Source organism: Escherichia sp. MOD1-EC5990 (assembly GCF_002965285.1).
GTDB classification, from domain to species: Bacteria; Pseudomonadota; Gammaproteobacteria; order Enterobacterales; family Enterobacteriaceae; genus Escherichia; species Escherichia coli_F.
The window spans coordinates 59,512-84,271 of record NZ_PTRV01000008.1; the positions used below are offsets into that span (position 1 = coordinate 59,512).

The following is a 24,760-nucleotide window of genomic DNA, read 5'->3' on the forward strand; positions in this document are numbered from 1 at the left end:
TCAGGCTTTATTTTCGGCTTTCTTATTTACGTTATTAAGGGCCAGATCAGTTAGTTTCATGTCGGTGGCCTTTTCTTCTTCCAGAGTTTCTTTCAGAAGCTTCGCTGCTTTACGATAACCTAATTGCTCAGCCAGTGTCGCTAATGTCCCATAACTGGCGATCTCATAGTGCTCAACTTTCTGTGCAGCGGCAATCAGTGCGGCATCACGTACTTCGTTTTTCTCGGTACTTTCGATGACCTCATTAGCTTCTTCAATGAGACCTTCCATTGCCACACATTTCATGCGCTTAATTTTCAGGTTCGGTTCAGATTCCACAACTTGATCAATACGTTCAATCTGTCCATGAGTTTCCTCGAGGTGTGCATGAAAAGCCTGACTTAATTTTTCGTTTGATGTTGCTCTGGCGAGTTTTGCTAGTGCCCGTGTTAATTGTTTTTCTGCACTGTAGGTGTCTGAAAGCAGGTGAATAAATACATCTTCAATGGACTTCATATTCATATTTTTACTCCAGTGAAATCACTGCGAGCCATACGGCCCGCAGAAGAAATTATCTTTATCAACGTCAGCTGATATTAATAATTAACGGCGGATCAGGATTTTCCTGATTTATTTCCACCGCTGTGCTGACCGCCTTTTTTACCCGCTTCGGATGCGCGTTGCGGATCATTTTTAAAATTACCGCCGCTGTGTTGACCGCCTTTACGGCCTGCGTCGGATGCCTTCTCACGATCTTCGGCGAAATTTCCTGAACCACCACGATGTTCGGCCATGTTATTTCTCCCGTTACGTTGTATTGTTTCATAAATATAAGTGTTGTGTGTCGACACTCATTAAAATTAGTCGGTAATGAGAATTAGTCAAATTGAGCAAAGTGAGGAGGAATGTGAGAAATATATTTTGAAAAAGACTTTCGATATATTCATAAATACCCAAGAAATAAGTGGGTTAGAGAAAATTATTGATTTTAGTAGTGTTTTGTTGCGGGATTAATTTGTTTGATTATATTACTTTTGGGCGGAAAAATGACGTAAGTTGACGTACGTCAGGGGTAAGCGAAACGGTAAAAAGATAAATAATAAATGAATTTAGGATTTTTCCTGCTTCATTAAAGATAGTTAAAATGCCGCCAGCGGAACTGGCGGCTGTGGGATTAACTGCGCGTCGCTGCTTTCATCGGTTGTACAAAAGCTTTCAGTACCGCCAGCATTTTCTCTGGCTCATTAACATATTGCTCGATGATTTTAACAATTGCCGAACCAGAAATCGCGCCCGCAGCTCCTGCATCAATCGCTGCTTTTACCTGATCCGGGGCGGAAATACCAAATCCTTGCAATGGAGGCGCAGCGTTGTACTCTTTCAGCTTCGCAACCAGATGATTGAGAGGTAACGCGGCGCGGTTTTCAGCTCCGGTCACGCCCGCACGCGACAATAAATAGGTGTAACCACGGCCATAAGAGGCAATCTGGCGCAGCAAATCCTCGTCGGCATTCGGCGGGCAAATAAAGATAGGTGCGACATTATGGCGCAACGCGGCCTGGCGGAAGGGCGCAGACTCTTCCACGGGCACATCGGCAACCAGCACCGAATCGACGCCGACTTTTTCGCACTGGGCATAAAACTCATCAATGCCTTTGTTAAACACCAGGTTGGCATACATCAAAAGGCCGATGGGAATGGTCGGGTGCTTCTGGCGAATGAGTGCCAGCATCTCAAAGCACTGCGCCGGGGTTACTCCCGCCGCAAAAGCACGCAGTGTGGCGTTTTGAATCGTCGGACCATCTGCCAGTGGGTCGGAGAAGGGGATACCTAACTCCAGCGCGTCAGCACCGGCTTCAATTAGCGTATCGATAATTTTCAGCGACTGCTCAATGCCCGGATCACCGAGGGTGACGAAAGGAACGAATGCGCCTTCTTTGCGCTCCTTCAGTTGGGCAAACAGAGATTCATAGCGTTCCATCAGATTTCCCCTCGTGCTTTCAAAATATCGTGAACGGTGAAGATGTCTTTATCGCCGCGACCGGAAAGGTTAACCACCAGTAGCTGCTCTTTTTCCGGGTTTTCGCGCATCATTTTCAGTGCGTGGGCCAGCGCGTGGGAGGATTCCAGCGCCGGGATAATCCCTTCGTGCAGGCACAGCGTTTTGAAGGCTTCCAGTGCTTCATCATCGGTAATCGACACGTAATTAGCACGACCTATGCTGTTGAGATACGCATGCTGTGGGCCAACGGACGGGAAATCCAGCCCGGCAGAAATCGAGTAAGACTCTTCAATCTGCCCGTCTTCGGTTTGCATCATTGGCGCTTTCATACCGAAATAGATGCCCACGCGACCATGTTTTAACGGTGCGCCGTGCTCGCCAGTTTCGATACCGTGACCACCAGGCTCTACACCAATCAGGCCGACGTCGGTTTCATTGATGAAATCTGCAAACATGCCGATGGCATTCGAACCGCCGCCAACACAAGCGATGACGGCATCCGGCAGACGACCTTCTCTTTCCAGAATCTGCGCTTTCGTTTCTTCGCCAATCATCCGCTGAAACTCACGCACAATGGTCGGGTAAGGATGCGGGCCAGCTGCAGTGCCCAGCATATAGTGCGCGGTTTCATAACTGCCGGACCAGTCGCGTAGCGCCTCATTACAGGCATCTTTCAGCGTCGCGGAACCGCTATGCACCGGGATCACTTCCGCACCCATCAAGCGCATACGAAAAACGTTAGGCGACTGGCGTTCAACGTCTTTGGCACCCATATAAATACGGCATTTCAGGCCGAGCAGGGCGCTGGCAAGCGCAGAAGCCACGCCATGCTGACCTGCACCGGTTTCGGCAATGATTTCAGTTTTACCCATCCGCTTCGCCAGTAAAGCTTGACCGAGCACCTGGTTAGTTTTATGCGCGCCACCGTGCAGTAAATCTTCACGCTTCAGATACAGCGTGGTGTTAGTGCCGGCTGTAATGTTCTGGCATTTGGTCAACGCGGTTGGGCGCCCGGCATAGTTTTTCAGCAGGTCGTTGAACTGGGCCTGAAATTCAGGATCTTTTTGCGCGCTGACAAAAGCTTCTTCCAGCTGGCGCAGAGCAGGCATCAGGATTTGTGGCACATACATGCCGCCAAACTCACCAAAATACGGGTTAAGTAATGTTGTCATTGTTCCTTTCCTTAATATGCGCGCAGCGTCTGGAAAACCGAGGCCAAAAGACGTGCGTCTTTGATGCCCGGTTGCGACTCTACAGCAGAATTAAAATCAAGCCCGGCGCAGCCGGTTTGTGCCGCTTCCACGCAGTTATCTGCGCCTAAGCCACCCGCCAGCAGAACGTTGCCAAGCGATTGACCGTTTAACAGTGACCAGTCGAAACGTTGTCCGCTCCCGCCCTGACCGTTGTCGAATACATATTTATCGATGTGCTGAAAATCGCGCGCGGGAAGAGTTTCACCGACACTTAAAGCCTTCCAGATGGCGACGTTTGCTGGCAGAGCCTCACGCAGAGTGTCGATATACAGCTGATCTTCATTACCATGCAGTTGCACTGCCGCCAGCGATAACACCTTAGCTTTGTCCACCACATCGGCAATATCGTGATTGCGGAACACGCCAACGTATTGCAACGGTGCCGCAGCCATCACTTCCTGCGCCTGTTCAACGCTGACGCAACGGGGTGACGTTGTAACAAATATCAATCCACCGTAAATCGCGCCCGCGTCATGAGCTGCTTTAGCATCTTGCCCACGCGTCAGACCACACACTTTATTCTCACCCAGCAACACCCGGCGCACGGCGGCGTTCAAATCATCATGGGCCATCAACGCCGAACCAATTAAAAAGCCGTTAGCGAAGTGGCTTAACTCACGCACCTGGCCGTAAGTATTAATGCCGGATTCGCTGATCACCGTCACGTTGTGCCCCAGTTTCGGCGCAAGCTCGCGGGTACGGTTAAGATCAATCGACAAATCACGCAGATCACGGTTGTTGATACCAACGACTTTTGCTCCCAATGCAATGGCGCGCTCCAGTTCCTCTTCATTACTGACTTCGGTCAGCACGCCCATCTCCAGACTGTGGGCTACAGCAGCGAGCTGGCGATACTGATCGTCGTCCAGCACCGACAGCATTAATAAACAGGCATCGGCCTGGTAATAGCGCGCCAGATAGATCTGGTAAGGGTCGATAATAAAGTCTTTACACAAAATCGGCTGCGGGGCGATTTGGCTGACGATGGGGAGGAAATCAAAGCTCCCCTGAAAATATTTCTCATCAGTCAGCACCGAAATTGCCGAAGCGTAATGTTTATAAATGGCGGCAATGCGTGCCGGATCGAAATCATCACGGATCACGCCTTTTGACGGTGACGCTTTTTTGCATTCCAGAATAAACGCCGTGCGTGCGCCTTGCAGTGCATCATAAAAATGTCGCGTGCTCGGCTGAACCTCATTCTGAAAACTGGCCAGCGGTTGCTGCTGTTTGCGGGCTTCTACCCAAATCGCCTTGTCTGCGACGATTTTCGCTAAAACGGTTTGCATCATTTACCCTCGTGCCGCCAGTGCGGTGACTCTGTCGTAAGCGGAACCACTGCGCAGTACCTCAAGAACGGTTTGCGCATTGGCTTGCAGATCTTCATGGCCATGCAGGCGCATTAACATGGCGACATTCGCCGCGACGGCTGCTTCATGGGCGGCGTCGCCTTTACCTTGTAACAAGCGTGTTAAAATGTCACGGTTTTCTTCCGGTGTTCCGCCTGCCAGTTGCTCCTGATGGTAGGGTGTCAGGCCAAAATCTTCAGCGGTCAACTGATAGCTCTTAATTTCGCCGTCATGCAGTTCGGCAACGATTGTCGGCGCGTGTAATGAAACTTCATCCATCCCACCGCTATGCACCACCGCCGCACGTTGATACCCCAACACGCGTAGGGTTTCGGCAATCGGTAGTACCAGTTCCGGGCTGTAGACACCAATTAATGCCAGCGGCGGATGTGCCGGGTTAATCAATGGCCCCAGCACGTTGAACAGGGTGCGGGTTTTCAGTTGCTGGCGAACGGGCATCGCGTGGCGAAATCCGGTGTGGTATTTCGGCGCAAAGAGAAAGCAGACGCCTAACTCGTCGAGCGCCTGGCGCGATTTATCGGCATTCATATCCAGGTTGATACCGAACGCAGCCAGCAGATCTGACGAGCCAGATTTACTGGAGACGCTGCGGTTACCGTGTTTCGCCACTTTCAGTCCACAGGCCGCAGCGACAAAAGCACTGGCAGTAGAAATGTTGATGCTGTTGCTGCCGTCACCACCTGTGCCGACGATATCAGCAAACAGATAATCAGGGCGTGGGAACGGCGCAGCATTTTCCAGAAGGGCAGTTGCTGCCCCGGCGATTTCGTTCGGGTGCTCGCCGCGAATTTTCATGCTGACCAATGCAGCCGCCAGTTGTTCCGGTTTCAGCTCGCCACGCACCACCGCTGAAAACAGCTGGTGGCTTTCTTGTTGGCTAAGCGTCTGCGCCTGATACAGTTTTTCCAGAATTGGTTGCAGTGTGTTGGTCGGCTCCAGCTTCTGTTGCGCCCAGGCCAGCGTTTGTTCCAGCAGGCGAGCGCCCTGGGTGGTGAGAATGGATTCCGGATGGAACTGGAATCCACAAACGCGATCCGCATCATGACGCACCGCCATCACCATGCCATTAAAATGGGCGTTGATGGTTAAACCGGCCGGAATATTACTGCCAACCAGCGAGTGATAACGCGCCACCGGCAGCGGGTTTGTTAATCCGGCAAACATCGCCTGGCCGTCATGTTCAATGCTCGACGCTTTACCGTGAAGAATTTCGCCCGCCTGACCGACATAGCCCCCGTAAGCTTCGACAATCGCCTGATGACCGAGGCAAATGCCGATAATTGGCAGCTTGCCGCGCAGTCGGGTGAGGAGTTCCGGCATACAACCGGCCTCACTCGGCACACCGGGGCCAGGAGAAAGCATCAGCACCGGATTGCTCATGGTCGCCAGACGTTCAATTAATGTTTGCGCTGGGATATGGTTGCGGTAAATCACCACGTTATGACCATTACTGCGCAACTGATCTGCCAGGTTATAAGTAAAAGAGTCGATATTATCGAGCAGCAGAATGTCAGCCATCAGAAAGTCTCCTGTGCATGATGCGCGGTGGCGATAGCGCGCAGTACAGCGCGGGCTTTATTACGGGTTTCGTCGGCTTCCGACTGCGGAACAGAATCAAGGACTACGCCAGCACCGGCCTGCACGGTGGCGATACCGTTTTCCAACAGCGCCGAACGGATGACAATGCAGGTGTCGAGATCGCCATGTGCGGTGAAATAACCTACCGCACCGCCGTAGCTGCCGCGTCGACGACCTTCCGCTTCGGCAATTAACTGCATGGCGCGCACTTTCGGGGCACCGCTTAACGTGCCCATATTCATACAGGCGCGGTAAGCGTGCAGGGCGTCAAGATCGTGGCGCAGCTCACCGACCACGCGGGAGACGAGATGCATCACGTAAGAGTAACGGTCAACTTTGGTGAGATCGGCTACGTAGCGGCTGCCAGGAGTGCAAATGCGTGCCAGATCATTACGGGCGAGATCCACCAGCATCAGATGTTCAGAAAGCTCTTTATGGTCGGTACGCATCTCCAGTTCAATGCGGCTGTCCAGGTCTCTGTCCAGTGAACCATCGGCGCGACGTCCTCGTGGGCGTGTTCCGGCAATCGGGTAGATCTCAATCTGGCGGCTGGAGGCGTCATACTTGAGCGAACTTTCTGGCGACGCACCGAACAGGGTGAAATCATTATCCTGCATAAAAAACATGTACGGGCTGGGATTACTCTTTTTCAGCACGTAATAGGCCGCCAGCGGTGACGGACAGGGCAGCGAGAAACGGCGAGATGGCACGACCTGGAAAATTTCTCCGGCGCGAATCGCTTTTTGCAACGAACGCACTACGCCACCGAACTCTTCATCGCTCTGATTACATTCACAACGCATATGCGGCACGGAAACTACCGGCAGCGGTGGCGCAGTTTCGGTCAGTTGCTGGCGAAGTTCGTTCAGGCGAGCAGTGAGACGTTGTTTTTCTTCTTCATTTGGAGTAAACAGGCTGGCCTGAATACGGGTACTTTTTTTCTGATGATCGATAACCATCAGCGTTTCAGCGAGATAAAAACAGAAATCAGGGCAGTTATTTTCCGCTGCCAGTTGCGGTAAATCTTCAAACCCCGCCACAAGGTCATAAGAGAACAGGCCGCCAAAGAACATCGCTTCCCGTTCTTCCTTCGGTACATTCAACAGATTCTGTAATAAGCGGAAAGCGTCAAAAACCGAAAGAGAGCATAAGCGGGCGTCTTCATCCAGCAATGGACTGACAGGAGGGAAGCGCAGCACGCGGCAGTTTGGTGATTGTTCATTTTCCACACCCGCAGGCAGGGCGTTATCCAGTAATGCCAGCAGAGCTTCGCCATTGCCGGAAAGTGCCTGAATAGTGACAGTGTCACCTAATGCTATAATGCGCAGCGCACTGTCCACTAGCAATAGACTTTTTAAATCATCTTTGCTGTCGATATCTGCGGATTCCAGCAGCAGCGTTGCCGGACGATCCCCACACAACTGATGAAAAAGCGCGGTCGGATTATCGCGATAAGCACCTTCGCCGGTTAACAGTTCGAGAGTCGGTTTTTGTGTTTGCATTGTTATTCTCTAATTTTGTTCAAAAAAAAGCCCGCTCATTAGGCGGGCTGGGTATCTGATTGCTTTACGCATGGTGAATACACTGCCCGTTTCAGGAAGTGCGCCACCAACCGTTCAGTACGAAAATCGCTTTCATTGTCGATACCCTTTTTACGTGAACTTGCGTACTAGTTAACTAGTTCGATGATTAATTGTCAACAGCTCATTTCAGAATATTTGCCAGAACCGTTATGATGTCGGCGCAAAAACATTATCCAAAACGGGAGTGCGCCTTGAGCGACACGAATTACGCAGTGATTTATGACCTGCACAGCCATACCACAGCTTCCGATGGCTGCCTGACGCCAGAAGCATTGGTGCACCGTGCAGTCGAGATGCGCGTCGGCACCCTGGCGATCACCGACCATGACACCACAGCGGCAATCGCGCCAGCAAGAGAAGAAATTTCACGTTCAGGACTGGCACTGAATCTTATTCCTGGCGTGGAAATATCCACCGTCTGGGAAAATCATGAAATTCATATTGTCGGGCTGAATATTGATATTGCACATTCGGCAATGAGTGAGTTCCTCGCGCAGCAGACAGAACGGCGCAATCAGCGGGCGAAGTTAATTGCTGAAAGACTGGAAAAAGCGCAAATACCTGGGGCGCTGGAAGGCGCTCAACGACTGGCGCAGGGCGGTGCGGTGACGCGCGGTCATTTTGCTCGTTTCTTGGTTGAATGTGGCAAAGCCAGTTCAATAGCGGATGTCTTTAAAAAATATCTGGCACGCGGGAAAACCGGATACGTTCCGCCACAGTGGTGTACAATAGAACAAGCTATTGATGTCATTCATCATTCTGGCGGTAAGGCGGTGCTAGCTCATCCTGGGCGGTACAATCTTAGTGCTAAATGGCTGAAAAGATTGGTTGCGCATTTTGCCGAACACCACGGCGACGCGATGGAAGTCGCGCAATGCCAGCAATCGCCCAATGAACGCACCCAGCTGGCGACACTTGCGCGTCAGCATCATTTATGGGCATCACAAGGATCTGATTTTCATCAGCCATGTCCGTGGATCGAACTGGGTCGTAAACTCTGGCTGCCCGCAGGCGTTGAGGGCGTCTGGCAGCTATGGGAACAGCCGCAGAACACCACAGAGAGGGAATTATGAGCCAGTTTTTTTATATTCATCCTGATAACCCGCAGCAACGTCTGATCAACCAGGCGGTGGAGATCGTGCGTAAAGGCGGGGTGATTGTTTATCCAACTGATTCCGGCTATGCGCTCGGTTGTAAAATTGAAGATAAAAACGCCATGGAGCGTATTTGTCGTATTCGCCAGCTGCCGGACGGTCACAACTTTACCCTGATGTGTCGCGATCTTTCTGAACTCTCGACCTATTCATTTGTCGATAACGTTGCGTTTCGTTTGATGAAAAACAATACGCCGGGTAACTACACTTTCATCCTGAAGGGGACGAAGGAAGTGCCACGCCGTCTGTTGCAGGAAAAACGCAAAACCATCGGTATGCGTGTGCCTTCTAACCCGATTGCGCAGGCGTTGCTTGAAGCATTGGGCGAACCGATGCTTTCCACATCACTGATGCTACCTGGCAGCGAATTTACCGAGTCTGACCCGGAAGAAATTAAAGACCGTCTGGAAAAACAGGTGGATTTGATTATTCACGGCGGCTATCTCGGGCAGAAACCGACAACGGTTATTGATCTCACCGATGATACGCCAGTCGTATTGCGTGAAGGTGTAGGTGATGTGAAGCCTTTTTTATAAGTGCTTAACTCTGTATACTACGCGGCCTTAAAATGGCGCTCTACTGCGCCATTGATTCTCCTGTTCGACGCCTGGGAAGGCGACACCAAAAGGAAGCTCTATGAGCGAAAAGCTACAGAAAGTGCTGGCGCGTGCCGGCCACGGTTCTCGCCGTGAAATCGAATCTATTATTGAAGCCGGTCGTGTGAGTGTAGATGGCAAAATTGCTAAGCTCGGCGATCGTGTTGAAATTACCCCTGGACTGAAAATCCGTATCGATGGTCACCTGATTTCGGTACGTGAGTCCGCTGAACAAATTTGTCGCGTTCTGGCCTATTACAAACCGGAAGGTGAGTTGTGTACCCGTAACGATCCGGAAGGGCGTCCAACGGTATTTGACCGTCTGCCAAAGCTGCGTGGCGCACGCTGGATTGCCGTAGGTCGTCTGGACGTTAACACCTGTGGTCTGCTGCTGTTCACCACCGACGGTGAACTGGCAAACCGTTTAATGCATCCAAGCCGTGAAGTTGAACGTGAATATGCCGTGCGTGTATTTGGTCAGGTTGACGACGCGAAACTGCGTGATTTGAGTCGTGGCGTGCAGCTGGAAGATGGTCCGGCAGCCTTTAAAACCATTAAGTTCAGCGGCGGCGAAGGGATCAACCAGTGGTACAACGTTACTCTGACCGAAGGCCGTAACCGTGAAGTTCGTCGTCTTTGGGAAGCTGTTGGTGTGCAGGTGAGCCGTCTGATCCGCGTGCGTTACGGTGATATCCCACTGCCGAAAGGTCTGCCACGCGGTGGCTGGACTGAGCTGGATCTTGCCCAGACTAACTATCTGCGTGAGCTGGTGGAACTACCGCCAGAAACCAGCTCTAAAGTTGCTGTAGAAAAAGACCGTCGTCGTATGAAGGCGAATCAAATTCGTCGTGCGGTGAAACGTCACAGCCAGGTCAGCGGCGGTCGTCGTTCTGGTGGACGTAATAATAACGGTTAATTTAAGTTAAGTATTAAATAAAGGCCCTGCGGGGCCTTTTCTTCATTTGAAGCATGATAAATAGTCGCAGTATTTTAATTTAATTTCATACTTGCTTATGAATAATGCCAGGGAATAGCCACATTACTATTTAATTATCTGAGATAAACTCAACGTCAAGAGGTGGGTTATGATTAGATATAGTGGATTATTTCTATCGCTGTTAATGCTTTCAGGTTGTGCAACTGAAGCATTGAAAAATGAACAAGCTGAAACTGTTATTACTGCGGGTAACAAGGCGGTTGCGGCGAATGCAAGTTTCTTTAAACAATACTATGCTTCTCGTGAAAACTTTCTTGTTAATTTTTATGCGACTAATCCGGATTGTGCATTGCGACCTGATTATACCATTGATGTTGCGAACGATGGTCAGGGTGGAAAATTATGCAGGCCCCCTGAAGAAAAAACAGATAAAGTACAATTAGTCCCATTCGAAAAAGAGAAACTACTGGCTTCAATGGAAGTCATTAATAGCATGAGTGCTTATGTAGAGCTCTTGACTGAAGACATGAAAACTACAGAAAGTCAGCAAGTGACATTACTTAAACAGGCTCTGGATCACGCAAACAACGCGCAAACACTACTTGATGTTTCACATAGCAAAGATTTAGCTGAATCGGCAGCGGCGGTTAAAGATTTAGTAAGTTATTTCAATGAGTTATATATAATAAAGGTCAATGCCGGGAAAATAGGTAAAACGGCGGATAAAAATTGGGTAAGACTTATAAAAAACATGACTGTTTTGCGTAATGATATTTATACAAAAGGCGATAAGATTGAAAATTATACCTTTGCGAATGTACATAATAATATGCTTTATTATAATTCGGTATCTAAAAACTCTAAGAATACAGAGTTTAACACTCTGAAAAACAGGAAGGAGTTTCTAAGTTCAGTAATCAATGTGAATGAAACCAGACTACAGGCATCGGCTGCTGCAATGCCCGCGATTGAAGCTTTAAATGCCTTTATAGATAAGGGTGATTATCTAAAAGGTTTATACACTAGTAAAACACGCACGGCAGCTGAACAAAAAAGATTAAATGAAATATTACGCGCACAGGTCATTAGTGGGTTAAAGGCGTCTGAGGGGCTGGCGAAATTGCTTATTGCCAGCGGAATAATGTTATAGGAGGGCTTTTTATGAACGATGTACAAAACCGTAGAATACTGGCATTACTTGATATGCTGTATAATACTCTGGGCAACAAAACCACATGCAAGGTTTGTCATAAATATTTTATCCTTATCCTCACGGTGATGAACAATCTGACGATTAACTACGGTACTGAAACTTCGCCAGAGTTAAGCGGAATCAGTTATGAAGATGCCAATGCGTTAATTACTGAACTGATATTATTTATTGAAGATGTTGACGCTGAGAATCATGAAGCATATCCGGGACATTTGAATGAGATTAAACGGATTCTGAGTTTTGCTATTGCCGCTTGAATATAATTATGATTAAAGCACCTCAAGAGGCGAACTTTTGAGGTGCTTTCACTTAATAATCAATCCCGATTTGCGCCTTAACACCAGCATCAAACGCATGTTTGACGGGGCGTAATTCACTTACCGTATCCGCCAGTTCAAGAATATCCCGATGACAGCCTCGACCCGTGATAATCACCGTCTGTTGATGTGGACGTTCATTTAACGCCTGCACCACTTCTTCCAGTGGCAAATAGTCATACGCCACCATATAAGTCAGCTCATCGAGCAAAACCATATCCAGTGAAGGATCGGCCAGCATTCGTTTGGCATGTTGCCAGACTTCACGGCAGGCCGCGGTATCAGATTCGCGGTTTTGCGTATCCCAGGTAAAGCCCGTTGCCATCACCTGAAATTCAACGCCGTGTGGTTCCAGCAGATTTCGTTCGCCATTAGGCCAGGTGCCTTTAATAAACTGCACGACGCCCACTTTTTTTCCGTGACCAACTGCGCGTGTTGCCGTACCAAATGCTGCGGTGGTTTTGCCTTTTCCATTGCCGGTAAAGACGATGATAATACCGCGTTCATCCTGGGCCTGGGCCACACGGGCATCCACTTTATCTTTTACACGCTGCTGACGCTGTTGGTAGCGTTCATCACTCATTGGGATATTCCTGGTTTACGGCCCGGTTGGGCGTCAAAGGTCATGCCGGTTTTACGGCGGCTGTCATCGCCCATCAGCCAGAGGTAGAGCGGCATGATATCAGCGGGTGTTTTAAGTTTCTGTGGATCTTCGGTCGGGAAGGCGCTTGCGCGCATTGCGGTGCGCGTACCACCTGGGTTAATGCAGTTGACGCGCAGGCGCTGCTGATATTCATCGGCCAGTACCTGCATCATCCCTTCGGTGGCAAATTTCGACGCTGCATAAGCGCCCCAGTTTGCACGCCCCTGACGTCCAACGCTTGATGAAGTAAAGACCAGTGAACCGGCGTCCGATTTGAGTAATAAAGGAAGCAGTGCCTGGGTGAGCATAAAGGTGGCATTAACGTTGACCTGCATGACGTCCTGCCAGACCTGCGGATTTTGTTCGCTCATTGGGCAAACATCGCCGAGCAATCCGGCATTATGCAAAACACCATCCAGACGCGGATAATTAACGGCAATGCGCTGTGCCAGTTGTTGGCAATCTTCGGACGTGCAGGTCAGCAAATCGAGAATAAACCACTGTGGCTGACGCCCAGTTTCTTCGTTTATGTGGCTGGCTACCTGACGTAATTTTTCTTCATTACGGCCCAACAGAATCACTGTCGCACCATAGCGTGCATACGTCATCGCGGCTTCACGACCAATACCATTGCTGGCTCCCGTCACCAGGATAATGCGATCATTGAGTAAATCTTGTTTTGGCTGGTAATGCATGGCTACTCCTCAACGACGTTGTCTGTCGCGCTGCCAGTGTACTTTAAGACTTTGGGGCTTTATGCCTGAAACAGAAGGGCATTTCAATCAGCCAGGGGCGATAACACCGCAAAATGGATACTTTGTCATACTTTCGCTGCAATAACATCTCTGCGAGACGGCTTAACATGCCTGTTGTAAACTGTGAGCCAAAGCGTTGTTTAACCAAGGTGGGGACTCGTGGAATTGTTGTCTGAATATGGTTTGTTTTTGGCGAAAATCGTTACCGTTGTGCTAGCGATTGCGGCGATTGCCGCCATTATTGTCAATGTTGCTCAACGTAATAAACGCCAGCGTGGCGAGTTACGGGTCAACAATCTCAGCGAACAGTATAAGGAGATGAAAGAAGAACTGGCCGCGGCGCTGATGGACACTCATCAGCAAAAACAGTGGCATAAAGCGCAGAAGAAAAAGCACAAGCAAGAAGCGAAAGCCGCAAAAGCGAAAGCCAAACTGGGCGAGGTGGCAACTGACAGTAAACCTCGCGTCTGGGTGCTGGATTTTAAAGGCAGCATGGACGCCCATGAAGTGAACTCGCTACGTGAAGAGATAACGGCGGTACTCGCAGCATTTAAACCGCAGGATCAGGTTGTGCTACGTCTGGAAAGCCCTGGTGGCATGGTGCATGGTTACGGGCTGGCGGCTTCGCAGCTGCAGCGTCTGCGTGATAAAAACATTCCTTTAACTGTTACGGTAGACAAAGTTGCTGCCAGCGGCGGTTACATGATGGCCTGTGTGGCGGACAAAATTGTTTCCGCACCGTTTGCTATTGTGGGTTCCATTGGGGTGGTGGCGCAAATGCCCAACTTTAACCGCTTCCTGAAAAGCAAAGATATTGATATCGAACTGCACACCGCCGGGCAGTATAAGCGCACGCTGACCTTGCTGGGTGAAAACACCGAAGAAGGGCGGGAGAAATTCCGCGAAGAGCTGAACGAAACGCATCAGTTATTTAAAGATTTTGTGAAGCGTATGCGTCCGTCTCTGGATATTGAACAGGTGGCAACGGGTGAACACTGGTACGGACAACAGGCGGTAGAGAAAGGCCTGGTTGATGAAATCAACACCAGTGATGAAGTTATTCTTAGCCTGATGGAAGGCCGTGAAGTGGTCAATGTACGCTATATGCAGCGTAAACGACTCATTGACCGATTCACCGGCAGCGCGGCAGAGAGCGCCGATCGATTGTTGCTACGCTGGTGGCAGCGGGGGCAAAAGCCATTGATGTAAAAGACAAACGCGAGGGTAAGACCTCGCGTTTTGCTTTAATCAACCAGGTGATATTTTTCTGAAAGCACATGGGCCAGGTGTTTGAACATATTAAACACCGCGGTGCTTTTGGCTGTTGGCAATCCTTGTTCATCTAAAAAGTAGTCGCCGGTAAATACCAGCACGCCATTACGCTGCGTGACGCCGGTGGCTTCAATCCCTGCGAGCGTATCCTCATGCTCACGAATGATTTTATTGGCCTCTTTCAACAGCGTTTCGCGGTCGATGGGTTGTGTCTCTTTGTTCATTATTTACTCCTTAAACAAGGACATTAGTCTACGCCAGGCATGGCTTGCAGACAAATATACCACGCTGGTGGCAAGAGCGCCTTACTGGCAACTTTGGATTTTGCATGCTAATAAAGTTGCGTATCGGATTTTATCAGGTACAGTGTGACGCTTTCGTCAATCTGGCAATAGATTTGCTTGACATTCGACCAAAATTCCGTCGTGCTATAGCGCCTGTAGGCCAAGACCTGTTAACTCAGTCACCTGAATTTTCGTGAACAGAGTCACGACAAGGGGTTGATATCCGCAGAGAACGAGTCCATATCGGTAACTCGTTGCCAGTGGAAGGTTTATCAACGTGCGACGCATTCCTGGAAGAATCAAATTAGGTAAGGTGAATATGGGTAAAGCTCTTGTCATCGTTGAGTCCCCGGCAAAAGCCAAAACGATCAACAAGTATCTGGGTAGTGACTACGTGGTGAAATCCAGCGTCGGTCACATCCGCGATTTGCCGACCAGTGGCTCAGCTGCCAAAAAGAGTGCCGACTCTACCTCCACCAAGACGGCTAAAAAGCCTAAAAAGGATGAACGTGGCGCTCTCGTCAACCGAATGGGGGTTGACCCGTGGCACAATTGGGAGGCGCACTATGAAGTGTTGCCTGGTAAAGAGAAGGTCGTCTCTGAACTGAAACAACTGGCTGAAAAAGCCGACCACATCTATCTCGCAACCGACCTTGACCGCGAAGGGGAAGCCATTGCATGGCACCTGCGGGAAGTGATTGGTGGTGATGATGCGCGCTATAGCCGAGTGGTGTTTAACGAAATTACTAAAAACGCGATCCGCCAGGCATTTAACAAACCAGGTGAGCTGAATATTGATCGTGTTAATGCCCAGCAGGCGCGTCGCTTTATGGACCGTGTGGTGGGATATATGGTTTCGCCGCTGCTGTGGAAAAAGATCGCTCGTGGTCTGTCTGCAGGTCGTGTGCAGTCGGTGGCGGTCCGCCTGGTGGTCGAGCGTGAGCGTGAAATTAAAGCGTTCGTACCGGAAGAGTTCTGGGAAGTCGATGCCAGCACGACCACGCCATCCGGTGATGCGTTGGCGTTGCAGGTGACTCATCAGAACGACAAACCGTTCCGCCCGGTCAACAAAGAACAAACTCAGGCTGCGGTAAGTCTGCTGGAAAAAGCGCGCTACAGCGTGCTGGAACGTGAAGACAAACCGACAACCAGTAAACCTGGCGCTCCTTTTATTACCTCTACGCTGCAACAAGCTGCCAGCACCCGTCTTGGTTTTGGCGTGAAAAAAACCATGATGATGGCGCAGCGTTTGTATGAAGCAGGCTATATCACTTACATGCGTACCGACTCCACCAACCTGAGTCAGGACGCAGTAAATATGGTTCGCGGTTATATCAGCGATAATTTTGGTAAGAAATATCTGCCGGAAAGTCCGAATCAGTACGCCAGCAAAGAAAACTCACAGGAAGCGCACGAAGCGATTCGTCCTTCTGACGTCAATGTGATGGCGGAATCGCTGAAGGATATGGAAGCAGATGCGCAGAAACTGTACCAGTTAATCTGGCGTCAGTTCGTTGCCTGCCAGATGACCCCAGCGAAATATGACTCCACGACGCTGACCGTTGGTGCGGGCGATTTCCGCCTGAAAGCACGCGGTCGTATTTTGCGCTTTGATGGCTGGACGAAAGTGATGCCTGCACTGCGTAAAGGCGATGAAGATCGTATCTTACCGGCAGTCGATAAAGGCGATGCTCTGACGCTCGTTGAACTGACACCAGCCCAGCACTTTACCAAGCCGCCAGCCCGTTTCAGTGAAGCATCGCTGGTTAAAGAGCTGGAAAAACGCGGTATCGGTCGTCCGTCTACCTACGCGTCGATCATTTCGACCATTCAGGATCGTGGCTATGTGCGAGTAGAAAATCGTCGTTTCTATGCGGAAAAAATGGGCGAAATCGTCACCGATCGCCTGGAAGAGAATTTCCGTGAGTTAATGAACTACGACTTCACCGCACAGATGGAAAACAGCCTCGACCAGGTGGCAAATCACGAAGCAGAGTGGAAAGCTGTACTGGATCACTTCTTCTCGGATTTCACCCAGCAGTTAGATAAAGCTGAAAAAGATCCCGAAGAGGGGGGTATGCGCCCGAACCAGATGGTTCTGACCAGCATCGACTGCCCGACCTGTGGTCGCAAAATGGGTATTCGCACAGCGAGCACCGGGGTATTCCTTGGCTGTTCCGGCTACGCTCTGCCACCGAAAGAGCGTTGCAAAACCACCATCAACCTGGTGCCGGAAAACGAAGTGCTGAACGTGCTGGAAGGTGAAGACGCTGAAACCAACGCGCTGCGCGCAAAACGTCGTTGCCCGAAATGCGGCACGGCGATGGACAGCTATCTCATCGATCCGAAACGTAAGTTGCATGTCTGTGGTAATAACCCAACCTGCGACGGTTACGAGATCGAAGAGGGCGAATTCCGCATTAAAGGTTATGACGGCCCGATCGTTGAGTGTGAAAAATGTGGATCTGAAATGCACCTGAAAATGGGGCGTTTCGGTAAATACATGGCCTGCACTAACGAAGAGTGTAAAAACACACGTAAGATTTTACGTAACGGCGAAGTGGCACCACCGAAGGAAGATCCGGTGCCATTACCGGAGCTGCCGTGCGAAAAATCAGATGCTTATTTCGTGCTGCGTGACGGTGCTGCCGGTGTGTTCCTGGCGGCCAATACCTTCCCGAAATCGCGTGAAACACGTGCGCCACTGGTGGAAGAGCTTTATCGCTTCCGCGACCGTCTGCCGGAAAAACTGCGTTATCTGGCCGATGCGCCACAGCAGGATCCGGAAGGTAATAAGACCATGGTTCGCTTTAGCCGTAAAACCAAACAGCAATATGTCTCTTCGGAAAAAGACGGAAAGGCGACTGGCTGGTCAGCATTTTATGTTGATGGCAAATGGGTTGAAGGGAAAAAATAACCTTTAATTCTGTCAGGTTATTATAAACAAAGGGTCGCGAAAGCGGCCCTTTTTTATTGCATATTATTTTTTCTTCACACCTATACACTAAGGCTATAAATGATATAGTGGTTATAGTTAGCACCTTTTTTATTATTAAATCGTATTAGTCACCCGCCAGGTGTGACGAAAAAACGATGTTCTGATGGCGTCTAAGTGGATGGTTTAACATGAAATTACAACAACTTCGCTATATTGTTGAGGTGGTCAATCATAACCTGAATGTCTCATCAACGGCGGAAGGACTTTACACATCACAACCCGGGATCAGTAAACAAGTCAGAATGCTGGAAGACGAGCTAGGTATTCAAATTTTTTCCCGAAGCGGCAAGCACCTGACGCAGGTAACGCCAGCAGGACAAGAAATAATTCGTATCGCTCGTGAAGTCCTGTCGAAAGTCGATGCCATAAAATCGGTCGCCGGAGAGCACACCTGGCCGGATAAAGGCTCGCTGTATATCGCCACCACGCATACCCAGGCACGCTATGCGTTACCAAACGTCATCAAAGGCTTTATTGAGCGTTATCCTCGCGTTTCTTTGCATATGCACCAGGGCTCGCCGACACAAATTGCTGATGCTGTCTCTAAAGGCAATGCCGATTTCGCTATCGCCACAGAAGCGCTGCATCTGTATGAAGATTTAGTGATGTTACCGTGCTACCACTGGAATCGGGCTATTGTAGTCACTCCGGATCACCCGCTGGCAGGCAAAAAAGCCATTACCATTGAAGAACTGGCGCAATATCCGTTGGTGACATATACCTTCGGCTTTACCGGACGCTCAGAACTGGATACTGCCTTTAACCGCGCAGGGTTAACGCCGCGTATCGTCTTCACGGCAACGGATGCTGACGTCATTAAAACTTACGTCCGGTTAGGGTTGGGGGTAGGGGTTATTGCCAGCATGGCGGTGGATCCGGTCGCCGATCCCGACCTGGTGCGCGTTGATGCTCACGATATCTTCAGCCACAGTACAACCAAAATTGGTTTTCGCCGTAGTACTTTTTTGCGCAGTTATATGTATGATTTCATTCAGCGTTTTGCACCGCATTTAACGCGTGATGTCGTTGATGCGGCTGTCGCATTGCGCTCTAATGAAGAAATTGAGGTCATGTTTAAAGATATAAAACTGCCGGAAAAATAATTTCTTGCGTTATTTTCGGCACCTTTTATGTAGCGAAGGTGCCGGAATATATTCTCTTTTGTTGCTTATTTGTATACCGTGCACAATATTTTTATCCCTCATATTTATAGGGTAAATTACCTGTAAAGTAGTGTCTAATTACCCGCCTCGCAAACTCCAGTTTTCAAATATCTATTTCAGGTCAAAAGATTGAATTATTCACTGGAGACGATTCGTAAATTCGCTGGATTTTTGACTAAAGTTTCTTTAGGATTTGTCTCATCGTATGATTAATTACACCAATCGTTCAACGTCTTGCTGATAAGTGATGGCGATTATATGAGGTTAGCAATGCCTTCTGGAAATCAGGAACCCCGCCGGGACCCTGAATTAAAACGCAAAGCCTGGCTAGCGGTATTTCTTGGTTCTGCACTTTTCTGGGTGGTTGTCGCACTGCTGATTTGGAAAGTGTGGGGATAACTATGGTCGGTCAGGAGCAACTGGAGTCGTCACCATTATGTCAGCATAGTGACAATGAACCAGTAACGAAACGGGAATGTTCCGTCGTTATTCCAGACGACTGGCAACTAACAACGCAGCAGCAAGCCTTTATAGAACTGTTTGCTGAAGATGATCAGCCGAAACAATAATTATCATCATTCTTATTACCCATTTTTAATGAATTAAAGGGCTTTTAATACACCGCAGCAATAACAAGTTGAGTTATCTCAACACAAAGTAATAACCGTTAAGGGTGTAGCCTATGATCAACACAAATATGAAATATTGGTCCTGGATGGGCGCATTTTCTCTGTCGATGCTCTTCTGGGCCGAACTCCTCTGGATCATTACTCACTGATCCCTGACCCCGCTGCGGCGGGGTTTTCATTTGCTTTGCCACAAGGTTTCTCCTCTTTTATCAATTTGGGTTGTTATCAAATCGTTACGCAATGTTTGTGTTATCTTTAATATTCACCCTGAAGAGAATCAGGGCTTCGCAACCCTGTCATTAAGGAGGAGCTATGTCGTCAACCCTACGAGAAGCCAGTAAGGACACGTTGCAGGCCAAAGATAAAACTTACCACTACTACAGCCTGCCGCTTGCTGCCAAATCACTGGGCGATATCACCCGTCTGCCTAAGTCACTCAAAGTTTTGCTCGAAAACCTGCTGCGCTGGCAGGATGGTAACTCGGTTACCGAAGAGGATATCTACGCGCTGGTGGGATGGCTGAAAAATGCCCATGCTGACCGTGAAATTGCCTACCGCCCGGCAAGGGTGCTGATGCAGGACTTTACCGGCGTACCTGCCGTTGTTGATCTGGCGGCAATGCGCGAAGCGGTTAAACGCCTCGGCGGCGATACTGCAAAGGTTAACCCGCTCTCACCGGTCGACCTGGTCATTGACCACTCGGTGACCGTCGATCGTTTTGGTGATGATGAGGCATTTGAAGAAAACGTGCGCCTGGAAATGGAGCGCAACCACGAACGTTATGTGTTCCTGAAATGGGGAAAGCAGGCGTTCAGTCGTTTTAGCGTCGTGCCGCCAGGCACAGGCATTTGCCATCAGGTTAACCTCGAATATCTCGGCAAAGCAGTGTGGAGCGAATTGCAGGACGGTGAATGGATTGCCTATCCGGATACACTCGTTGGTACTGACTCGCACACCACCATGATCAACGGCCTTGGCGTGCTGGGGTGGGGCGTTGGTGGGATCGAAGCCGAAGCCGCAATGTTAGGCCAGCCGGTTTCCATGCTTATCCCGGACGTAGTGGGCTTTAAACTCACCGGAAAATTACGTGAAGGTATTACCGCCACAGACCTGGTTCTCACCGTTACCCAAATGCTGCGCAAACATGGCGTGGTGGGGAAATTCGTCGAATTTTATGGTGATGGGCTGGATTCACTACCGCTGGCGGATCGCGCCACCATTGCCAATATGTCGCCAGAATATGGTGCCACCTGTGGCTTCTTCCCAATCGATGCTGTCACCCTCGATTACATGCGTTTAAGCGGGCGCAGCGAAGATCAGGTCGAGTTGGTCGAAAAATATGCCAAAGCGCAGGGCATGTGGCGTAACCCGGGCGATGAACCGATTTTTACCAGTACGTTAGAACTGGATATGAATGACGTTGAAGCGAGCCTGGCAGGGCCAAAACGCCCACAGGATCGCGTTGCACTGCCCGATGTACCAAAAGCATTTGCCGCCAGTAACGAACTGGAAGTAAATGCCACGCATAAAGATCGCCAGCCGGTCGATTATGTTATGAACGGACATCAGTATCAGTTACCTGATGGCGCGGTGGTCATTGCTGCGATAACGTCGTGCACCAACACCTCTAACCCAAGTGTGCTGATGGCCGCAGGTTTGCTGGCGAAAAAAGCTGTAACTCTGGGCCTCAAGCGGCAACCGTGGGTCAAAGCGTCGCTGGCACCAGGCTCGAAAGTCGTTTCTGATTATCTGGCAAAAGCGAAACTGACACCGTATCTGGATGAACTGGGATTTAACCTTGTGGGATACGGTTGTACCACCTGTATTGGTAACTCTGGTCCATTGCCCGATCCTATCGAAACGGCAATCAAAAAAGGCGATTTAACCGTCGGTGCGGTGCTGTCCGGCAACCGTAACTTTGAAGGCCGTATCCATCCGCTGGTTAAAACTAACTGGCTGGCCTCGCCGCCGCTGGTGGTTGCCTATGCGCTGGCGGGAAATATGAATATTAACCTCGCTTCTGAGCCTATTGGTCACGATCGTAAAGGCGATCCGGTATATCTGAAAGATATCTGGCCATCGGCACAAGAAATTGCCCGTGCGGTAGAACAAGTCTCCACAGATATGTTCCGCAAAGAGTACGCAGAAGTTTTTGAAGGCACAGCAGAGTGGAAGGAAATTAACGTCACACGATCCGATACCTACGGTTGGCAGGAGGATTCAACCTATATTCGCTTATCGCCTTTCTTTGATGAAATGCAGGCAACACCAGCACCTGTGGAAGATATTCACGGTGCGCGGATCCTCGCAATGCTGGGGGATTCGGTTACCACTGACCACATTTCTCCGGCGGGCAGCATTAAGCCCGATAGCCCGGCGGGGCGATATCTACAAGGTCGGGGTGTTGAGCGCAAAGACTTTAACTCCTACGGTTCGCGGCGTGGTAACCATGAAGTGATGATGCGCGGCACCTTCGCCAATATTCGCATCCGTAATGAAATGGTGCCTGGCGTTGAAGGGGGGATGACGCGGCATTTACCTGACAGCGAGGTCATCTCTATTTATGATGCCGCGATGCGCTATAAGCAGGAACAAACGCCGCTGGCGGTGATTGCCGGGAAAGAGTATGGTTCAGGCTCCAGCCGTGACTGGGCGGCAAAAGGTCCGCGTCTACTTGGCATTCGTGTTGTGATTGCCGAATCGTTTGAACGAATTCACCGCTCGAATTTAATTGGCATGGGCATCCTGCCGCTGGAATTTCCGCAAGGCGTGACGCGTAAAACGTTAGGGCTAATCGGGGAAGAGAAGATTGATATTGTCGATCTGCAAAGTCTACAACCCGGTGCGACGGTTCCGGTGACGTTTACGCGCGCGGATGGTAGCCAGGAAGTCGTACCCTGCCGTTGTCGTATCGACACCGCGACGGAGTTGACCTACTACCAGAACGACGGCATTTTGCATTATGTCATTCGTAATATGTTGAAGTAACGAGTATTTGCTTGCCGGTTATTTTGCTTCCGGCAAGCAAATGAATTACACAATGCAAGAGGGTTATTTGTTCAGCAAATGACCCATTTTCTCGGCTTTGGTATCGAGATAATGTTCGTTATTGGGGTTACGACCTACAATCAACGGTACGCGTTCAACAATATTAATCCCTGCTTCGGTCAGAATTTCGACTTTTTTCGGGTTGTTGGTTAACAAGCGGACTTCATTGACGCCAAGGAGTTTGAACATATCAGCGCAAAGAGTGAAGTCGCGCTCATCAGCGGCGAAGCCTAACTGGTGGTTAGCCTCTACAGTATCGTAACCTTGATCCTGCAGTGCATAAGCGCGGATTTTATTCAGCAGACCAATGTTACGACCTTCCTGACGGTGATACAGCAAAATACCACGGCCTTCTTCGGCAATTTGCGTCAGTGCCGCTTCGAGCTGGAAGCCACAATCGCAGCGCAAGCTGAACAGGGCGTCACCGGTCAGACATTCGGAATGGACGCGCGCAAGTACCGGGGTATGCCCGGAAATATCGCCATAGACTAGCGCGACATGATCGTGTCCGGTTGCCAGTTCTTCAAATCCCACCATCAGGAAATCGCCCCATGGGGTTGGCAGTTTGGCTTCTGCCACACGTTTAAGCTGCATGAAATTCTCCAGATAATGCTGGTTCTGTATTGGCTTATTTTGCCATAACGAGAAGGGGTTCACCTAATCACGACACGTCGATCATTCACGGAATGGCACAAATCTGTCAATTTTTCCCGGAACTGGCATTTTCAGTTATGATTGTGGGACTTATCAAAAAGGAGAGGCCATGCGTTCAATTGCCAGACGTACCGCAGTGGGAGCTGCACTATTGCTTGTTATGCCAGTAGCTGTATGGATTTCTGGCTGGCGTTGGCAACCAGGAGAACAAAGTTGGCTGTTAAAAGCGGCTTTTTGGGTTACTGAAACCGTTACCCAACCTTGGGGTATCATCACGCATCTGATTTTATTCGGCTGGTTTCTCTGGTGTCTGCGTTTTCGCATTAAGGCCGCCATTATGTTATTTGCCATTCTGGCGGCGGCGATCCTTGTGGGACAAGGTGTTAAATCCTGGATCAAAGACAAAGTTCAGGAACCACGACCTTTTGTTATCTGGCTGGAAAAAACACATCATATTCCGGTTGATGAGTTCTACACTTTAAAGCGAGCAGAACGCGGAAATATAGTGAAAGAACAGTTGGCTGAAGAGAAAAATATCCCGCAATATTTGCGTTCACACTGGCAGAAAGAGACGGGGTTTGCCTTTCCGTCCGGTCACACGATGTTTGCTGCCAGTTGGGCGCTGTTGGCCGTTGGGTTGCTGTGGCCGCGTCGGCGAACGTTAACCATTGCTATCTTGCTGGTCTGGGCAACAGGAGTCATGGGAAGCCGCCTGCTACTCGGGATGCATTGGCCGCGCGATCTGGTGGTAGCTACGTTGATTTCGTGGGCGCTGGTGGCGATAGCAACGTGGCTTGCACAACGAATTTGTGGGCCATTAACACCACCTGCGGAAGAAAATCGCGAAATTGCGCAACGAGAACAAGAAAGTTAACGCTGGTTGATTTTCCGAATTTAGCCCTTAAATCATCAACAATGCGCGTGGTTGCCATTTCGCAGACGGCGCGAAAATGGTACTTTAAAGGGCTATTGCGGTAAGTTGACCATAATTTATTCGCTCTAACCACATAACGGGAAGTAATGTGAAATATTTACTCATTTTCTTACTGGTGTTAGCGATCTTCGTGATTTCGGTCACGTTGGGTGCGCAGAACGATCAACAGGTAACGTTTAATTATCTGTTAGCGCAAGGGGAGTACCGTATTTCCACATTGCTGGCGGTATTGTTTGCTGCGGGGTTTGCTATCGGTTGGCTGATTTGCGGCCTGTTCTGGCTGCGAGTTCGTGTTTCCCTGGCGCGCGCTGAACGTAAAATAAAGCGACTGGAAAACCAGCTTTCACCCGCGACTGACGTGGCTGTAGCGCCGCATTCGTCAGCGGCGAAGGAATAAC

The 24,760-nt window shown here is 49.7% G+C and carries 26 protein-coding genes and 1 other annotated feature; of the genes, 14 read left to right on the plus strand and 12 right to left on the minus strand.

Translation table 11 applies throughout. The annotated features are described in order from the left end of the window. The 8 genes from BEB42_RS11500 to trpL form a co-directional block, all read right to left on the minus strand. A complete protein-coding gene (locus BEB42_RS11500; RefSeq protein WP_001056440.1) occupies positions 1–501 on the minus strand; it encodes a YciE/YciF ferroxidase family protein in 501 nt (166 codons plus the stop codon). 92 nt (positions 502–593) lie between these two features. Continuing rightward, positions 594–773, minus strand: coding sequence for a general stress protein (locus tag BEB42_RS11505; protein ID WP_000807647.1), 180 nt, complete (start codon positions 771–773; stop codon positions 594–596). 380 nt (positions 774–1,153) lie between these two features. Beyond that, complete coding sequence (gene trpA / locus BEB42_RS11510; protein ID WP_000443077.1) at positions 1,154–1,960, minus strand: tryptophan synthase subunit alpha; 807 nt, start codon at positions 1,958–1,960, stop codon at positions 1,154–1,156. After that, positions 1,960–3,153, minus strand: a complete 1,194-nt coding sequence (gene trpB, locus BEB42_RS11515; RefSeq protein ID WP_000209510.1) for a tryptophan synthase subunit beta — start codon at positions 3,151–3,153, stop codon at positions 1,960–1,962. The genes trpA and trpB overlap by 1 nt, the downstream gene beginning before the upstream one ends. Before the next feature lie 11 nt (positions 3,154–3,164). After that, the gene (gene trpCF / locus BEB42_RS11520; RefSeq protein ID WP_000983864.1) at positions 3,165–4,526 is read right to left on the minus strand and encodes a bifunctional indole-3-glycerol-phosphate synthase TrpC/phosphoribosylanthranilate isomerase TrpF; all 1,362 of its coding nucleotides are present in this window, start codon (positions 4,524–4,526) and stop codon (positions 3,165–3,167) included. Then, on the minus strand, positions 4,527–6,122 hold the full coding sequence (gene trpD, locus BEB42_RS11525) for a bifunctional anthranilate synthase glutamate amidotransferase component TrpG/anthranilate phosphoribosyltransferase TrpD (protein WP_000763524.1): 1,596 nt from the start codon (positions 6,120–6,122) through the stop codon (positions 4,527–4,529). It abuts the gene before it with no gap. Further along, entirely contained in the window at positions 6,122–7,684 is a 1,563-nt protein-coding gene (trpE, locus tag BEB42_RS11530; RefSeq protein ID WP_001194646.1) for an anthranilate synthase component I, read from the minus strand. The genes trpD and trpE overlap by 1 nt, the downstream gene beginning before the upstream one ends. A gap of 21 nt (positions 7,685–7,705) precedes the next feature. Further along, positions 7,706–7,799 (minus strand) — a sequence feature (Trp leader region). After that, on the minus strand, positions 7,776–7,820 hold the full coding sequence (gene trpL / locus BEB42_RS11535; protein ID WP_071986690.1) for a trp operon leader peptide: 45 nt from the start codon (positions 7,818–7,820) through the stop codon (positions 7,776–7,778). Its footprint overlaps the feature before it by 24 nt. Before the next feature lie 136 nt (positions 7,821–7,956). Here trpL and rnm point away from each other — a divergent pair, with 136 nt between their 5' ends. The 5 genes from rnm (at position 7,957) to BEB42_RS11560 (ending at position 11,922) form a co-directional block, all read left to right on the plus strand. Then, positions 7,957–8,838 carry an RNase RNM gene (gene rnm / locus BEB42_RS11540; protein WP_001353241.1) on the plus strand — a complete coding sequence of 294 codons (882 nt, stop codon included), beginning with the start codon at positions 7,957–7,959 and terminating at the stop codon, positions 8,836–8,838. Next, positions 8,835–9,455 carry an L-threonylcarbamoyladenylate synthase gene (locus BEB42_RS11545; RefSeq protein WP_001353240.1) on the plus strand — a complete coding sequence of 207 codons (621 nt, stop codon included), beginning with the start codon at positions 8,835–8,837 and terminating at the stop codon, positions 9,453–9,455. The genes rnm and BEB42_RS11545 overlap by 4 nt, the downstream gene beginning before the upstream one ends. A 100-nt stretch (positions 9,456–9,555) precedes the next feature. After that, positions 9,556–10,431, plus strand: a complete 876-nt coding sequence (gene rluB, locus BEB42_RS11550) for a 23S rRNA pseudouridine(2605) synthase RluB (RefSeq protein ID WP_001291206.1) — start codon at positions 9,556–9,558, stop codon at positions 10,429–10,431. 169 nt (positions 10,432–10,600) lie between these two features. Continuing rightward, positions 10,601–11,602, plus strand: coding sequence for a hypothetical protein (locus BEB42_RS11555; protein WP_105267376.1), 1,002 nt, complete (start codon positions 10,601–10,603; stop codon positions 11,600–11,602). Between the two features lie 11 nt (positions 11,603–11,613). After that, the gene (locus BEB42_RS11560; RefSeq protein ID WP_001000709.1) at positions 11,614–11,922 is read left to right on the plus strand and encodes a hypothetical protein; all 309 of its coding nucleotides are present in this window, start codon (positions 11,614–11,616) and stop codon (positions 11,920–11,922) included. Between the two features lie 52 nt (positions 11,923–11,974). Here BEB42_RS11560 and cobO read toward each other — a convergent pair whose 3' ends face one another. Together cobO and BEB42_RS11570 are read right to left on the minus strand one after the other, a co-directional pair. After that, on the minus strand, positions 11,975–12,565 hold the full coding sequence (gene cobO / locus BEB42_RS11565; protein ID WP_001278877.1) for a cob(I)yrinic acid a,c-diamide adenosyltransferase: 591 nt from the start codon (positions 12,563–12,565) through the stop codon (positions 11,975–11,977). Beyond that, the gene (locus tag BEB42_RS11570) at positions 12,562–13,320 is read right to left on the minus strand and encodes a YciK family oxidoreductase (protein ID WP_000559303.1); all 759 of its coding nucleotides are present in this window, start codon (positions 13,318–13,320) and stop codon (positions 12,562–12,564) included. Before BEB42_RS11570 ends, cobO begins: the two co-directional genes overlap by 4 nt. 219 nt (positions 13,321–13,539) lie before the next feature. On the opposite strand from BEB42_RS11570, the gene sohB reads away from it, so the two are divergent. Next, positions 13,540–14,589: a protease SohB gene (gene sohB / locus BEB42_RS11575; protein WP_000422059.1), complete on the plus strand. Its 1,050-nt coding sequence runs from the start codon at positions 13,540–13,542 to the stop codon at positions 14,587–14,589. 35 nt (positions 14,590–14,624) lie between these two features. Here the strand turns inward: sohB and BEB42_RS11580 are convergent, their stop codons facing one another. After that, the gene (locus tag BEB42_RS11580; RefSeq protein ID WP_001031530.1) at positions 14,625–14,876 is read right to left on the minus strand and encodes a YciN family protein; all 252 of its coding nucleotides are present in this window, start codon (positions 14,874–14,876) and stop codon (positions 14,625–14,627) included. A gap of 379 nt (positions 14,877–15,255) precedes the next feature. Between BEB42_RS11580 and topA the strand changes: the two genes are divergently transcribed. The 6 genes from topA (at position 15,256) to acnA (ending at position 22,714) form a co-directional block, all read left to right on the plus strand. Next, a complete protein-coding gene (topA, locus tag BEB42_RS11590) occupies positions 15,256–17,853 on the plus strand; it encodes a type I DNA topoisomerase (protein ID WP_001309471.1) in 2,598 nt (865 codons plus the stop codon). Between the two features lie 209 nt (positions 17,854–18,062). Next, entirely contained in the window at positions 18,063–19,037 is a 975-nt protein-coding gene (cysB, locus tag BEB42_RS11600) for an HTH-type transcriptional regulator CysB (protein WP_000776253.1), read from the plus strand. 318 nt (positions 19,038–19,355) lie between these two features. After that, positions 19,356–19,496: a YmiA family putative membrane protein gene (locus BEB42_RS11605; protein ID WP_001300896.1), complete on the plus strand. Its 141-nt coding sequence runs from the start codon at positions 19,356–19,358 to the stop codon at positions 19,494–19,496. 2 nt (positions 19,497–19,498) lie between these two features. Continuing rightward, positions 19,499–19,666, plus strand: coding sequence for a protein YciX (gene yciX, locus BEB42_RS11610; RefSeq protein WP_001353237.1), 168 nt, complete (start codon positions 19,499–19,501; stop codon positions 19,664–19,666). Positions 19,667–19,779: 113 nt separating this feature from the next. Further along, positions 19,780–19,875, plus strand: coding sequence for a small membrane protein YmiC (gene ymiC, locus BEB42_RS26240; protein ID WP_001310756.1), 96 nt, complete (start codon positions 19,780–19,782; stop codon positions 19,873–19,875). Between the two features lie 163 nt (positions 19,876–20,038). Beyond that, positions 20,039–22,714 (plus strand): aconitate hydratase AcnA, encoded by a 2,676-nt coding sequence (gene acnA / locus BEB42_RS11620; protein ID WP_000099554.1) that lies wholly within the window; start codon positions 20,039–20,041, stop codon positions 22,712–22,714. Between the two features lie 63 nt (positions 22,715–22,777). On the opposite strand, the gene ribA is transcribed toward acnA, so the two are convergent. Continuing rightward, positions 22,778–23,368 carry a GTP cyclohydrolase II gene (gene ribA / locus BEB42_RS11625; RefSeq protein WP_001176295.1) on the minus strand — a complete coding sequence of 197 codons (591 nt, stop codon included), beginning with the start codon at positions 23,366–23,368 and terminating at the stop codon, positions 22,778–22,780. A 169-nt stretch (positions 23,369–23,537) separates the two neighbouring features. On the opposite strand from ribA, the gene pgpB reads away from it, so the two are divergent. Both pgpB and lapA read left to right on the plus strand, forming a co-directional pair. Continuing rightward, positions 23,538–24,302: a phosphatidylglycerophosphatase B gene (pgpB, locus tag BEB42_RS11630; RefSeq protein WP_001256529.1), complete on the plus strand. Its 765-nt coding sequence runs from the start codon at positions 23,538–23,540 to the stop codon at positions 24,300–24,302. 148 nt (positions 24,303–24,450) lie between these two features. Continuing rightward, entirely contained in the window at positions 24,451–24,759 is a 309-nt protein-coding gene (gene lapA, locus BEB42_RS11635) for a lipopolysaccharide assembly protein LapA (protein WP_000876284.1), read from the plus strand. The last annotated feature ends 1 nt before the right edge of the window (position 24,760 follow it).

Coding starts and splice junctions, on each gene's coding strand:
- BEB42_RS11500 (WP_001056440.1), bottom strand. CDS start 501: ATGAATATGAAGTCCATTGAAGATGTATTTATTCACCTGCTTTCAGAC.
- BEB42_RS11505 (WP_000807647.1), bottom strand. CDS start 773: ATGGCCGAACATCGTGGTGGTTCAGGAAATTTCGCCGAAGATCGTGAG.
- trpA (WP_000443077.1), bottom strand. CDS start 1,960: ATGGAACGCTATGAATCTCTGTTTGCCCAACTGAAGGAGCGCAAAGAA.
- trpB (WP_000209510.1), bottom strand. CDS start 3,153: ATGACAACATTACTTAACCCGTATTTTGGTGAGTTTGGCGGCATGTAT.
- trpCF (WP_000983864.1), bottom strand. CDS start 4,526: ATGATGCAAACCGTTTTAGCGAAAATCGTCGCAGACAAGGCGATTTGG.
- trpD (WP_000763524.1), bottom strand. CDS start 6,122: ATGGCTGACATTCTGCTGCTCGATAATATCGACTCTTTTACTTATAAC.
- trpE (WP_001194646.1), bottom strand. CDS start 7,684: ATGCAAACACAAAAACCGACTCTCGAACTGTTAACCGGCGAAGGTGCT.
- BEB42_RS11545 (WP_001353240.1), top strand. CDS start 8,835: ATGAGCCAGTTTTTTTATATTCATCCTGATAACCCGCAGCAACGTCTG.
- rluB (WP_001291206.1), top strand. CDS start 9,556: ATGAGCGAAAAGCTACAGAAAGTGCTGGCGCGTGCCGGCCACGGTTCT.
- BEB42_RS11555 (WP_105267376.1), top strand. CDS start 10,601: ATGATTAGATATAGTGGATTATTTCTATCGCTGTTAATGCTTTCAGGT.
- BEB42_RS11560 (WP_001000709.1), top strand. CDS start 11,614: ATGAACGATGTACAAAACCGTAGAATACTGGCATTACTTGATATGCTG.
- cobO (WP_001278877.1), bottom strand. CDS start 12,565: ATGAGTGATGAACGCTACCAACAGCGTCAGCAGCGTGTAAAAGATAAA.
- BEB42_RS11570 (WP_000559303.1), bottom strand. CDS start 13,320: ATGCATTACCAGCCAAAACAAGATTTACTCAATGATCGCATTATCCTG.
- BEB42_RS11580 (WP_001031530.1), bottom strand. CDS start 14,876: ATGAACAAAGAGACACAACCCATCGACCGCGAAACGCTGTTGAAAGAG.
- topA (WP_001309471.1), top strand. CDS start 15,256: ATGGGTAAAGCTCTTGTCATCGTTGAGTCCCCGGCAAAAGCCAAAACG.
- cysB (WP_000776253.1), top strand. CDS start 18,063: ATGAAATTACAACAACTTCGCTATATTGTTGAGGTGGTCAATCATAAC.
- BEB42_RS11605 (WP_001300896.1), top strand. CDS start 19,356: ATGAGGTTAGCAATGCCTTCTGGAAATCAGGAACCCCGCCGGGACCCT.
- yciX (WP_001353237.1), top strand. CDS start 19,499: ATGGTCGGTCAGGAGCAACTGGAGTCGTCACCATTATGTCAGCATAGT.
- ymiC (WP_001310756.1), top strand. CDS start 19,780: ATGATCAACACAAATATGAAATATTGGTCCTGGATGGGCGCATTTTCT.
- acnA (WP_000099554.1), top strand. CDS start 20,039: ATGTCGTCAACCCTACGAGAAGCCAGTAAGGACACGTTGCAGGCCAAA.
- ribA (WP_001176295.1), bottom strand. CDS start 23,368: ATGCAGCTTAAACGTGTGGCAGAAGCCAAACTGCCAACCCCATGGGGC.
- pgpB (WP_001256529.1), top strand. CDS start 23,538: ATGCGTTCAATTGCCAGACGTACCGCAGTGGGAGCTGCACTATTGCTT.